Genomic DNA, 11674 nt, shown 5'->3' on the forward strand with positions numbered 1-11674 from the left:
TTGGGCCTTGTCACGTGGCTCGGGGGCGGGCCGCGCCCCGCGCGCTGTGGGGGGGGGCCGCCCCGCCGCCGCGGCCTGGTGGGGGGGGGTCGCACGCTCACCGTGCTCCCGCACCCCTCAGGCGTTTCCGTCCCCCACTCGGGCGACCGGCACAGCGCCCCTTCGGCCCAACCAGCGGGCTCCGCGCCCGGTCCAGCCGTAGCGTGGAGATCCCCACCGACCCGGCCGGATCATGGGTAAAGTAGGTAAAGCGTCAGAGACGCGACAAGATCGTTCATGGTGTGCCGGGAAGTCTGGTCGGCGAGTACTTCGCCCTGCCTGCTCGACCGGAGGTCCTCCCCGTGACCGCGCCCCCCAGCACCACCCCACGCAAGTTCCTGGGCCTGATGTCCCTGCCCGAGCGGAACTTCGTGGCGGACGCGCTGCGCACCGAGACCGTGGGCGGAGTGATCCTGCTGATCGCCGCGGTCGCGGCCCTGATCTGGGCGAACACCCTGCCGCACAGTTACGAAGCCGTCTCGCACCACCACTTCGGACCGGCCGCGCTCGGACTCGACCTGTCCGTGGAGCACTGGGCGGCCGACGGGCTGCTCGCCGTCTTCTTCTTCGTCGCCGGCATCGAACTGAAGCGCGAACTGGTGGCCGGGGATCTGCGGGACCCCAAGGCCGCGCTGCTGCCCGTGGCCGCCGCGATCTGCGGCATGGCCGTTCCCGCGGTCGTCTACGTCCTGACCAACGTGGCGGGCGGGGGCTCGCTCGACGGATGGGCCGTCCCCACCGCCACCGACATCGCCTTCGCCCTCGCGGTGCTCGCCGTCATCGGGACGTCCCTGCCGTCCGCGCTGCGTGCCTTCCTGCTCACCCTCGCCGTCGTCGACGACCTGTTCGCGATTTTGATCATCGCGGTCTTCTTCACCAGCTCCATCGACTTCGCGGCGCTCGGCGGGGCACTCGTGGGCCTGGTCGTCTTCTGGCTGCTGCTGCGCAAGGGCGTACACGGCTGGTACGTGTACGTTCCGCTCGCGCTGGTCATCTGGGCGCTGATGTACAACAGCGGCATCCACGCCACCATCGCCGGTGTCGCCATGGGTCTGATGATGCACTGCCATCCGCACGAGGGCGAGGAACACTCCCCCGGGGAGCACATCGAGCATCTGGTGCGTCCGGTGTCGGCGGGACTCGCCGTGCCGATGTTCGCCTTGTTCAGCGCCGGTGTCGTGGTCTCCGGCGGTGCGATCCACGATGTGTTCACCCGGCCCGAGACGCTCGGCGTGGTGCTCGGACTCGTCGTCGGCAAGGCGGTCGGCATCTTCGGCGGCACCTGGCTGACGGCCCGGTTCACCAGGGCCTCGCTCAGTGACGACCTGGAGTGGGCCGACGTCGCCGCCGTCGCCGCGCTCGCCGGCGTCGGCTTCACGGTCTCCCTCCTGATCGGCGAACTCGCCTTCCAGGGCGACACGGGCCTCACCGACGAGATCAAGGCAGCCGTCCTGATCGGCTCGTTCATCGCGGCCGTGCTCGCCACGGCGCTGTTGAAGATACGCAACTCCAAGTACCGCTCGCTGTGCGCGGCCGAGGAGCGCGACGAGGACCACGACGGCATCCCCGACATCTACGAGGAGCACAAGCCGGCGTACCACCTGCGCATGGCGGCGATCCACGAGGAGAAGGCCGCCGAACACCGCAGGCTTGCCGAACTGGCGGGTGGGGCAAGCGAGGAGAACCTCGGTCCGGCATGATCTGACAGGACCGTACAAACACATGCAGAAGAGGGAGATCGCGATGAGCGCACCCGACGGGAGCCCGGTCGGTGCCGAACGCAGCATCGGCCAGTTGGTCGCCGCGGCGACGACCGAGATGTCCGCGCTGGTGCACGACGAGATCGCGCTGGCGAAGGCGCAGCTCAAGCAGGACGTCAAGCGCGGCGCGGTCAGCGGCGGGGCGTTCTCGGCGGCCGGCGCGATCCTGATCTTCTCGCTGCCGATGCTCAGCTTCGCCCTCACGTACGGCATCCGGACCTGGAGCCACTGGAATCTCGCGATCTGCTTCCTGCTGTCGTTCGCGGCGAACGTGCTGATCGCGGCCGTGCTCGCGCTGATCGGCATGATCTTCGCCAAGAAGGTCAAGAAGAGCCAGAGCCCGCAGAAGGTGGCCGCGTCCGTGAAGGAGACGGCGGGTGTTCTGCCGAACGCCAAGCCGCACCCCCGGCCCGAGCCGGTCGAGGACGCCGTCAAGGCTGTGGCACGCTCATCCTCATGACGGACCCCGCCACACCTTCGGCGCAACCCACCTCGGTCGTACGGATCGACCTTCCCGGCGACCACAAAGTCACGCACCGGGACGTGGCCGCCAACGGCGCGCGCTTCCACATCGCCGAGCTCGGTGACGGGCCGCTCGTGCTGCTGCTGCACGGCTTCCCGCAGTTCTGGTGGGCCTGGCGGCACCAGCTCGTCGCGCTCGCCGACGCCGGGTTCCGGGCCGTCGCCATGGACCTGCGGGGTGTCGGGGGCAGCGACCGCACCCCGCGCGGCTACGACCCCGCCAACCTCGCGCTCGACATCACCGGGGTCGTACGGTCCCTCGGCGAGCCCGACGCCGCGCTGGTCGGGCACGACCTCGGCGGCTATCTGGCGTGGACGGCGGCCGCCATGCGGCCCAAGCTCGTCCGCCGGCTCGCGGTGTCGTCCATGCCGCATCCGCGGCGCTGGCGCTCCGCGATGCTCTCCGACGTCAGGCAGACGACGGCCGGCTCGTACATCTGGGGGTTCCAGCGTCCCTGGATCCCCGAGCGCCAACTCCTCGCCGACGACGCCGCCCTGGTGGGCCGTCTGGTGAGCGACTGGTCGGGTCCCCGGCAGCCGGAAGAGGACGTCCTGGAGACGTACCGCCGGGCCATGCGGATCCCCTCGACCGCGCACTGCTCCATCGAGCCCTACCGGTGGATGGTGCGGTCCATGGCGCGCCCTGACGGCATCCAGTTCAACCGGCGCATGAAGCGGCCGGTGCGCGTGCCGACCCTGCATCTGCACGGCTCACTCGATCCGGTGATGCGGACGCGGAGCGCGGCGGGCTCCGGGGAGTACGTCGAAGCGCCGTACCGCTGGCGGCTGTTCGACGGGCTCGGCCACTTCCCGCACGAGGAGGATCCGGTCGCCTTCTCCACCGAACTGATCAACTGGCTGAAGGATCCGGAACCCGATAGGTGACACCTCGGTCACCCGTCGGTGACCGCGTGACCGCGCCCGGTGCCGCGTCCGGAACGAGGACCGCGAACACCTGTCCTACGAACGGCCACTTGCCCGGCGCATAGGCCAATTGAGGGGCCGGGGCGCGGTTATAGACCTTGGGGCGGGGGCAGACGTCGGGGTATGGGCTGGACGCACGACTACAGTGACGCAGCACGCAATCGCCGCTCGGCCACGGGTCTGAGCTCTCGTCAGGGAGACTCCCCCCACTGGGCGGGCACGGATCCGCGTGTAGGGATTCCGCACATTCTGCGACGCCGGGCCCGCTGGGTCTCCATGCGGTTGCGCCATCCACGCGGCTGAGATCCGGCCCGCACTCTCTCAGCGGCAGAGGCCCCGCTCGCGCCCTCCATTTCGGCAGAGGTCCCATCCGCGCCGTCATGCGGTGAAGGCCCCGCCGCGCCCTTTACGCGGCAGAGGCCAGGCCTGCCGGTCGAAGCGCGCAGGCCTGCCGGTCAGAGCGCGCAGCTGTCGCTGTCCACCTGCTGGTCGGCCGTACGCCCCTTGGCGATGTCCTGCCGGACCTCGTCCGCGGTGAGGGCGTAACCGGTCTCGGCGTCGTCGAGCGACTTCGCGAAGACCACGCCGTACACCTTGCCGTCGGGTGTCAGCAGCGGTCCGCCGGAGTTGCCCTGACGGACCGTCGCGTACAGCGAGTAGACATCGCGGCGGACCGTCTTGCGGTGGTAGATGTCCGGGCCGTTGGCGGTGATGCGGCCCCGTACGCGCGCGGGCTGGACGTTGTACGAGCCGTTCTGCGGGAACCCGGCGACGATCGCGCTGTCGCCGCTGGCCGCGTCCTTGGCGCTGAACCGCAGTGCGGGCGCCTTCAGGTTCGGTACATCGAGGACGGCGATGTCGCGCTCCCAGTCGTACAGGACGACCGTGGCGTCGTACTTCTTGCCCCGGCCGCCTATCTGGACGGTGGGTTCGTCGACTCCGCCGACCACGTGCGCGTTGGTCATCACACGGCGGTCACTGAAGACGAAGCCGGTGCCTTCGAGGACCTTGCCGCAACTCTGGGCGGTACCCATGACCTTGACGATGGAGTTCTGCGAGCGGGCGGCGACGGGACTGGCGGCGAGCTGGGGGTCGGGCGGCTGGACCTCGGTGATGGGCTCGTTGGCGAACGGGCTGAAGACCTGAGGGAAGCCGTTCTGCGCGAGGACCGAGGAGAAGTCGGCGAACCAGGTGTTGGCCTGGGCGGGCAGCGCGCGGGAAACCCCGAGCAGCACCTTGGAGTTGCGGACTTCCTTGCCGAGCGTCGGCAGTGTCGTGCCGGCCAGGGCGGAGCCGATCAGCCAGGCGACGAGCAACATCGCCACGACGTTGACCAGGGCGCCGCCGGTCGCGTCCAGGGCTCTGGCCGGGGACCATGTGATGTACCGGCGGAGTTTGTTGCCGAGGTGGGTGGTGAGGGCCTGGCCGACGGAGGCGCAGACGATCACGACGACCACGGCGACCACGGCGGCGGTCGTACTCACCTTGCTGTCGTCGGTCGTCCAGCTCCAGACGACCGGGAGCAGGTAGACGGCGACGAGACCACCGCCCAGGAAGCCGATCACCGACAGGATGCCGACGACGAAGCCCTGGCGGTAGCCCACGATCGCGAACCACACGGCGGCGACCAGCAACAGGATGTCCAGCACATTCACGAAGGTCACCTTGTCACGCGCGCCAGTCGAGCGGGACCTGCTTCTCGCGGTCCCACGGACGCTCCCACCCCGCGAAATGCAGAATCTTGTCGATCACTCCGGCCGTAAAACCCCAGACCAGCGCCGATTCGACCAGAAATGCCGGGCCTCGGTGGCCGCTCGGGTGGACGGTGGTCGCACGGTTGGCCGGATCCGTGAGATCCACCACGGGGACGGTGAAGACGCGGGCCGTCTCGCCCGGGTCGACGACACCGACCGGCGTCGGGCGGCGCCACCAGCCGAGGACCGGAGTGACCACGAAGCGGCTCACCGGGATGTACAGCTTGGGCAGCACGCCGAAGAGCTGAACGCCGCTCGGGTCGAGGCCGGTCTCCTCCTCGGCCTCGCGCAGCGCGGCGTTCAGCGGTCCGTCGGTCTTCGGATCGCCGTCCTCCGGGTCGAGGGCGCCGCCGGGGAAGGACGGCTGTCCGGCGTGCGACCGGAGGGTGCCCGCCCGTTCCATGAGCAGCAGCTCGGGGCCGCGCGGGCCCTCGCCGAAGAGGATGAGTACCGCGGACTGGCGGCCCGTGCCGTTCGCCGGCGGCAGGAAGCGGCTGAGCTGGAGCGGTTCCACGGTCTCCGCGACCTGCGCCACCGGGCCCAGCCAGTCCGGCAGACCGTCCTTGCTGAGCACCGGCCCGCCCTGCGCGTCGCTCGCGTTCCGTGTGTTGCCTGCGTGCTTCATCGCCACCCCCGTTCTGCTCTTCCCAACGCCCGCCGAGGCCGTGTTCGTTCCGTCATCCGGCGCCCAGCGGGGGCGCGGGCCTGCCGCCCGCGTCCAGATAGGCCTGCGGGGGGTTGAGCCGCTGTCCGGGGAAGCCGCCCTTCTCGTACTTCAGGAGCTTCTTCGCCTTCTCGGGGTCGGTCTCGCCCTCCCCGTACGCCGGGCAGAGGGGGGCGATGGGGCAGGCACCGCAGGCGGGCTTGCGGGCGTGGCAGATGCGGCGGCCGTGGAAGATCACGTGGTGCGACAGCATCGTCCACTCGTTCTTCGGGAAGAGGCCGCCGACGGCCCTCTCGATCTTGTCCGGCTCGGTCTCCGCGGTCCACTGCCAGCGCCGCACGAGCCGCTGGAAGTGCGTGTCCACGGTGATCCCGGGCCGCCCGAAGGCGTTGCCGAGCACGACGAACGCGGTCTTGCGGCCCACTCCGGGCAGTTTCACGAGGTCTTCGAGGCGGCCGGGCACCTCGCCCCCGAAGTCGTCCCTCAAGGCCTTGGAGAGCCCTATGACGGATTTGGTCTTGGCCCGGAAGAACCCGGTCGGGCGCAGGATCTCCTCGACCTCCTCCGGGTTGGCCTCGGCGAGGTCCTCGGGGGTCGGGTACCTGGCGAAGAGCGCCGGCGTCGTCTGGTTCACCCGCAGGTCGGTGGTCTGGGCGGACAGGACCGTGGCGACGACCAACTGGAAGGGGTTCTCGAAGTCGAGCTCCGGGTGGGCGTACGGGTACACCTCGGCGAGTTCGCGGTTGATGCGGCGGGCCCGGCGGACGAGGGCGGTGTGCGACTCGTTCCGCGGCGGCGCCGCGACGGACCGCGCCGGTGCCGTCCTCCCGGAGGCGGCCTCACCGGACGTCGCCTTCTTGGAGACGGTCTTCCCGACGGCCTTCTTGGAGACGGTCTTTCCGACGGTCGTCTTGGAGGCAGTCTTTCCGAAGGCCTTCTTCGAGGCGGTCTTTCCGGCAGCCTCGGCGATCCTGCCCGCGGCTGTCCTCCCGGAAGCGGCCTCGGCCGGAGTCGTCTTCTTCGCGGCCGATTTCGCGGGTGTCACCTTCTTGGCGGCCCGAGGGGCCGTCTTCTTCACGCTCTTCCCGCCGGCGGTCGTCGACGCGGCCGCGGACGCCACCCCGGACGCGGCCTCCGGCACCGCCTTCACCGGCTTCGACTTTGCGGCTTTTGCCTGTTCTTTGGTTCCGTCGGGGGCCTGTTCGCCCACAGCGGAATCGCGACGTACAACCACCCGCCCAGCCCCCTTGGCCTGTGCTCTCACCGGCGATTTGGACACCCGGCCAGCCTAAAGCCCGGCACCGACATCCGCCCCGGACCCCGAAGATCGGCCCCCAATTGGCCCCCTGCCGCACTCGTTGGGACGCCAGTGCGGCAGACTTGTGACTGATCACACTGTTTGGACCGTCCGGCAAGATGGGGAACACGGTCCCCTGGTACCAAGGGGGAGCACGATCCCCTGAGCAGGTCGACAAGGAGAGAACTCGTGGACGACGTTCTGCGGCGCGCCCCGCTCTTCGCGGCGCTCGATGACGAGCAGGCCGCGGAGCTCCGCGCCTCCATGAGTGAGGTGACCCTCGCGCGAGGCGACGCCCTCTTCCATGAAGGCGACCCCGGCGACCGCCTCTATGTGGTCACCGAGGGCAAGGTGAAGCTCCACCGCACCTCCCCCGACGGGCGCGAGAACATGCTGGCCGTCCTCGGCCCCGGTGAGCTGATCGGCGAACTGTCGCTGTTCGACCCGGGCCCGCGCACGGCGACCGCCACCGCGCTCACCGAGGTCAAGCTGCTCGGCCTCGGCCACGGCGACCTCCAGCCCTGGCTGAACGCGCGCCCCGAGGTGGCCGCCGCTCTGCTGCGCGCCGTCGCCCGGCGCCTGCGCAAGACCAACGACCAGATGTCCGACCTGGTCTTCTCCGACGTGCCCGGCCGTGTCGCGCGCGCCCTGCTCGACCTGTCGCGCCGCTTCGGCGTGCAGTCCGAAGAGGGCATCCACGTCGTGCACGACCTCACGCAGGAGGAGCTCGCCCAGCTCGTCGGCGCCTCCCGCGAGACCGTCAACAAGGCGCTCGCCGACTTCGCGGGCCGCGGCTGGCTCCGCCTGGAGGCCCGCGCGGTGATCCTCCTGGACGTGGAGCGGCTCGCCAAGCGCTCGCGCTGACGCCTGCGCCCGTACGTCGACGGGGTCCCGCCTCCCACCGAGGCGGGACCCCGTCGTCGTAACCCCCGGAGCCGGGACTCCGCCGCGGTCTCCCGCCTTGCTCGGCCTCCAGCCTCCACCCTCCGTCTCCCTCTCCTTCGGCCCTTCCCCCGGCCGCGATCCGTGAGCCCGTAAATGATCTGCGCCCCGGCCACCCTTCGAGGGACAGTGGCCGCATGACCGCACAGGGGCACCGCAGAGGCCTCGACCCCGAGGGATACATCGAGCGCGAGGGATCACTGGCGCGCGTGCCGTACGCCTTCGAGGCCGTCGTCACGGCGGCCCGTGAACGGGTCCTGGACGCCTTCGGGGCCCGGCTGGACGGCGCATACCTCTACGGCTCGATCCCGCGCGGCACCGCGCGCGTGGGACGCTCCGATCTCGACCTGCTGCTGTCCCTGCGCGAGGAGCCGACGGACACCGACCGCGCCGACGCCCGAGCGCTCGAAGCGGCGCTCGACGAGGAGTTCGCCGCGATCGACGGCGTGGGAATCCTGCTGTTCAGCCGTACGCGGCTGCTGAGCGACCTGGAGACCCACGACCTCGGCTGGTTCGTCGCCTGCCTCTGCACCCCTCTCCTGGGCGAGGACCTGGCGGAACGCCTTCCGCGCTACCGTCCCGACCCGCTGCTGGCCCGCGAGACGAACGGCGACCTCGCCCTGCTGCTGCCGCGCTGGCGCGAACGGATCGCCACGGCCGCGGACACGGAGAAGGCCAGGCGCCCGCTGGTGCGCTCGATGTCCCGGCACCTCGTCCGCACCGGCTTCACACTCGTCATGCCGCGCTGGAACGGCTGGACCAGCGACCTCGGGGAGATGGCCGAGGCGTTCGGCGCGTACTACCCGCGGCGGACCGCCGACCTGCGCGGCGCGGCCGTACGCGGTCACGAGCCGACCGGCGACGCCGCCGTGCTCCGCTCGTACACCGAGGATCTGGGGCCGTGGCTGGCCGAGGAGTACGCGCGCGTGCACGGCATCAAGGCACCCCGCCCCTGAACGCCTCCTCCAGTCCCTCGACAAGCCCCGAGAACGCGGCCCCGAACACCAGGCCCTGGACACCACGGCCCGGACACCACCGCCTCCGTAGAACGCGCGCGTCCTAGATGAGCCCGTGCTCCCGCAGATAGTCCATCTGCGCCCGCACCGACAGCTCGGCCGCGGGCCACAGAGACCGGTCCACGTCGACGTAGACGCGGGCGACGACCTCTTGCGGCGAGTGGAGGCCGTTCTCGACGGCGGTCTCGACCTGGGCGAGCCGGTGGGCACGGTGGGCGAGATAGAACTCGACCGCGCCCTGCGCGTCGTCGAGGACCGGACCGTGCCCGGGCAGGACGGTGTGGACACCGTCGTCGACCGTCAGCGAACGGAGCCGGCGCAGGGAGTCGAGGTAGTCACCCAGGCGCCCGTCGGGATGGGCCACCACGGTCGTACCGCGCCCCAGGACGGTGTCCCCCGTCAGCACGGCCTGATCGGCCGGGAGATGGAAGCACAGCGAGTCGGCGGTGTGCCCGGGAGTCGACACGACACGCAGCTCCAGCCCGCCGAGGCTGATCACGTCTCCCGCGGCCAGTCCTTCGTCCCCGAGCCGCAGCGCGGGGTCCAGCGCGCGGACGGCGGTCCCCGTCAGCTCGGCGAAGCGCGACGCGCCCTCCGCGTGGTCGGGATGCCCGTGCGTGAGCAGGGTCAGCGCGACACGCTTGCCGGCCCGCTCGGCCGTGTCCAGGACCGTACGCAGGTGTACGTCGTCCAGGGGGCCCGGGTCGATGACGACCGCGAGCTCGGAGTCCGGCTCGGACACGATCCACGTGTTCGTGCCGTCCAGGGTCATCGCGGAGGCGTTGGGGGCGAGGACGTTCACCGCGCGCGCGGTGGCGGGCCCGGACAGGACCGTGCCACGCGGCTGACCGGGGAGGGCTGCTGCGTCGGTCATGCGGGTGCTCCGCCGGTCGGGATGTGCTTGGTGAACTCGTCGTGACCGGGCCAGGAGAGGACGACCTCGCCCTCCTCCAGGCGCGCCTCGGCCAGGACGGGGGTCAGATCACGGGCGTCCGCGGCGGCGAGGGCGTCGGCGGCCCTCTCGTACGCCACGATCCCGCGCAGGGTCGCGATGGTGGGCGGCATCATCAGCAGCTCGCCCTTGTCGTAGCCGGCCGCCGCGTCGGCGGGACGGATCCACACGGTGCGGTCGGCCTCCGTGGAGGCGTTCCGCGTGCGCTGGCCCTCCGGGAGGACCGCCACGAAGAACCACGTGTCATAGCGGCGGGACTCGAACTCCGGGGTGATCCAGCGGGCCCAGGCCCCGAGCAGGTCGGAGCGGAGCACGAGTCCTCTGCGGTCGAGGAACTCCGCGAAGGACAGATCCCTGGCGACGAGGGCAGCCCGGTCCGTCTCCCAGTCGTCCCCCGTGGTGTCACCGACGACGCTGTCCGGGCTGGGGCCGGCGAGCAGGACGCCCGCCTCCTCGTACGTCTCGCGTACGGCCGCGCACACGATGGCCTGGGCGGAGGTCTCGTCCACGCCGAGCCGGTTCGCCCACCACGCGCGCGTGGGTCCCGCCCAGCGGATCTGCTGCTCGTCGTCGCGCGGGTCCACGCCGCCGCCCGGATACGCGTACGCGCCTCCGGCGAAGGCCATGGAGGCGCGTCGGCGCAGCATGTGGAGCACAGGGCCGGTCTCGCTGTCCTTGACCAGCATCACCGTGGCGGCGCGCCGGGGTGTGACCGGCGTCAGTGTGCCCTCGGCGAGCGCCCGAATCCGCTCCGGCCAGTCCGCCGGAAACCATTGCCCATTCCCCATGGCCGGAGGCTATCCCGAGCCGGGCGGATGTTCGAGGCCCCACCGCCCCACAAGCGACTTTCGCCCCCGCCGCCCCTACCCGTCCCATACCTGGGGCTCCGCCCCAGACCCCGCTCCTCAAACGCCGGAGGGGCTGTGACCGTCTGGATCCCGCACCCGCAGCCGGGAACGCGCCGTCGGGGACGTGCCGGTACATCGATGCCCGTCGCCACCGACGGTCACCTCTCCGTCCAACGGCGACGGGCTGATGCACCGGCACGGCCCCGACCCACCCACCGGACCGACACCGCACCCGGTGACACCCCGAAGGGCTACGCGTGCGTGAGCTCCACCTGGATCTCGACCTCGACCGGCGCGTCCAGCGGCAGAACAGCCACACCGACCGCGCTCCGGGCGTGCACACCCTTGTCGCCGAGCACGGCGCCCAGCAGCTCACTCGCCCCGTTCAGCACACCCGGCTGCCCGGTGAAGTCCGACGCCGACGCCACGAAACCCACGACCTTGACGACACGCGCGATGCGGTCGAGGTCGCCCACGACCGACTTCACCGCGGCCAGAGCGTTCAGCGCGCACGTACGGGCGAGCTCCTTGGCCTCCTCGGCCGTGACCTCGGCGCCCACCTTCCCGGTGACCGGAAGCTTCCCGTCCACCATCGGAAGCTGCCCGGCCGTGTACACGTACACGCCCGACTGCACGGCGGGCTGGTACGCGGCCAGCGGCGGAACGACGCCCGGAAGGCTCAGTCCGAGTTCGGCGAGCTTCGCCTCGACAGCCCCGCTCATGCCGACCTCTCGCGCTTCAGGTAGGCCACGAGCTGCTCGGGGTTGGGTCCGGGCACGACCTGGACCAGCTCCCAGCCGTCTTCGCCCCAGGTGTCCAGAATCTGCTTCGTGGCGTGGACGAGCAGCGGCACAGTGGCGTATTCCCATTTGGTCATGTGGCCGACTGTAGCCGCTGGCGACCACCGTCTCCCGCCCGAGTCACCCGCCGTCCCCGCCTCCGACAGCGCCGGTTGT

13 protein-coding genes are annotated in these 11674 nt (G+C 70.9%); 6 read left to right on the forward strand and 7 right to left on the reverse strand.

Annotation, left to right across the window (positions count from 1 at the left end; all coding sequences use genetic code 11):
* Positions 1-341 precede the first annotated feature (341 nt).
* The 4 genes from nhaA (at position 342) to ACIQ7M_RS37580 (ending at position 3548) form a co-directional block, all read left to right on the forward strand.
* Positions 342-1739: a Na+/H+ antiporter NhaA gene (gene nhaA / locus ACIQ7M_RS37565; protein ID WP_403652799.1), complete on the forward strand. Its 1398-nt coding sequence runs from the start codon at positions 342-344 to the stop codon at positions 1737-1739.
* A 43-nt stretch (positions 1740-1782) separates the two neighbouring features.
* On the forward strand, positions 1783-2259 hold the full coding sequence (locus tag ACIQ7M_RS37570) for a phage holin family protein (RefSeq protein ID WP_403652802.1): 477 nt from the start codon (positions 1783-1785) through the stop codon (positions 2257-2259).
* Positions 2256-3206 carry an alpha/beta hydrolase gene (locus ACIQ7M_RS37575; RefSeq protein WP_355759399.1) on the forward strand — a complete coding sequence of 317 codons (951 nt, stop codon included), beginning with the start codon at positions 2256-2258 and terminating at the stop codon, positions 3204-3206. Before ACIQ7M_RS37570 ends, ACIQ7M_RS37575 begins: the two co-directional genes overlap by 4 nt.
* A gap of 162 nt (positions 3207-3368) precedes the next feature.
* A complete protein-coding gene (locus ACIQ7M_RS37580) occupies positions 3369-3548 on the forward strand; it encodes a hypothetical protein (RefSeq protein WP_386980834.1) in 180 nt (59 codons plus the stop codon).
* Positions 3549-3700: 152 nt separating this feature from the next.
* Here ACIQ7M_RS37580 and ACIQ7M_RS37585 read toward each other — a convergent pair whose 3' ends face one another.
* From ACIQ7M_RS37585 to nth, 3 genes are read right to left on the reverse strand one after another with little or no spacing between them, the layout of a single operon-like run.
* Positions 3701-4900, reverse strand: a complete 1200-nt coding sequence (locus tag ACIQ7M_RS37585; RefSeq protein WP_355759395.1) for a MarP family serine protease — start codon at positions 4898-4900, stop codon at positions 3701-3703.
* A gap of 13 nt (positions 4901-4913) precedes the next feature.
* Positions 4914-5624, reverse strand: a complete 711-nt coding sequence (locus ACIQ7M_RS37590) for a CoA pyrophosphatase (protein WP_355759393.1) — start codon at positions 5622-5624, stop codon at positions 4914-4916.
* A gap of 52 nt (positions 5625-5676) precedes the next feature.
* A complete protein-coding gene (gene nth / locus ACIQ7M_RS37595; protein ID WP_403652978.1) occupies positions 5677-6741 on the reverse strand; it encodes an endonuclease III in 1065 nt (354 codons plus the stop codon).
* Between the two features lie 408 nt (positions 6742-7149).
* Here nth and ACIQ7M_RS37600 point away from each other — a divergent pair, with 408 nt between their 5' ends.
* Together ACIQ7M_RS37600 and ACIQ7M_RS37605 are read left to right on the forward strand one after the other, a co-directional pair.
* Entirely contained in the window at positions 7150-7824 is a 675-nt protein-coding gene (locus tag ACIQ7M_RS37600) for a Crp/Fnr family transcriptional regulator (RefSeq protein WP_006382668.1), read from the forward strand.
* A 215-nt stretch (positions 7825-8039) separates the two neighbouring features.
* Positions 8040-8858, forward strand: coding sequence for a nucleotidyltransferase domain-containing protein (locus ACIQ7M_RS37605; protein WP_403652807.1), 819 nt, complete (start codon positions 8040-8042; stop codon positions 8856-8858).
* 103 nt (positions 8859-8961) lie between these two features.
* On the opposite strand, the gene ACIQ7M_RS37610 is transcribed toward ACIQ7M_RS37605, so the two are convergent.
* The 4 genes from ACIQ7M_RS37610 to ACIQ7M_RS37625 all read right to left on the reverse strand — a co-directional run bounded on the left by ACIQ7M_RS37610 (position 8962) and on the right by ACIQ7M_RS37625 (position 11595).
* Complete coding sequence (locus tag ACIQ7M_RS37610) at positions 8962-9792, reverse strand: MBL fold metallo-hydrolase (RefSeq protein ID WP_355759389.1); 831 nt, start codon at positions 9790-9792, stop codon at positions 8962-8964.
* On the reverse strand, positions 9789-10658 hold the full coding sequence (locus ACIQ7M_RS37615) for an NUDIX hydrolase (RefSeq protein WP_403652810.1): 870 nt from the start codon (positions 10656-10658) through the stop codon (positions 9789-9791). Before ACIQ7M_RS37615 ends, ACIQ7M_RS37610 begins: the two co-directional genes overlap by 4 nt.
* 311 nt (positions 10659-10969) lie before the next feature.
* Complete coding sequence (locus ACIQ7M_RS37620) at positions 10970-11440, reverse strand: RidA family protein (RefSeq protein WP_326786491.1); 471 nt, start codon at positions 11438-11440, stop codon at positions 10970-10972.
* The gene (locus tag ACIQ7M_RS37625) at positions 11437-11595 is read right to left on the reverse strand and encodes a hypothetical protein (protein ID WP_355759385.1); all 159 of its coding nucleotides are present in this window, start codon (positions 11593-11595) and stop codon (positions 11437-11439) included. The genes ACIQ7M_RS37620 and ACIQ7M_RS37625 overlap by 4 nt, the downstream gene beginning before the upstream one ends.
* Positions 11596-11674 lie beyond the last annotated feature (79 nt).

The organism is Streptomyces sp. NPDC096324 (assembly GCF_044763015.1).
GTDB lineage: Bacteria > Actinomycetota > Actinomycetes > Streptomycetales > Streptomycetaceae > Streptomyces.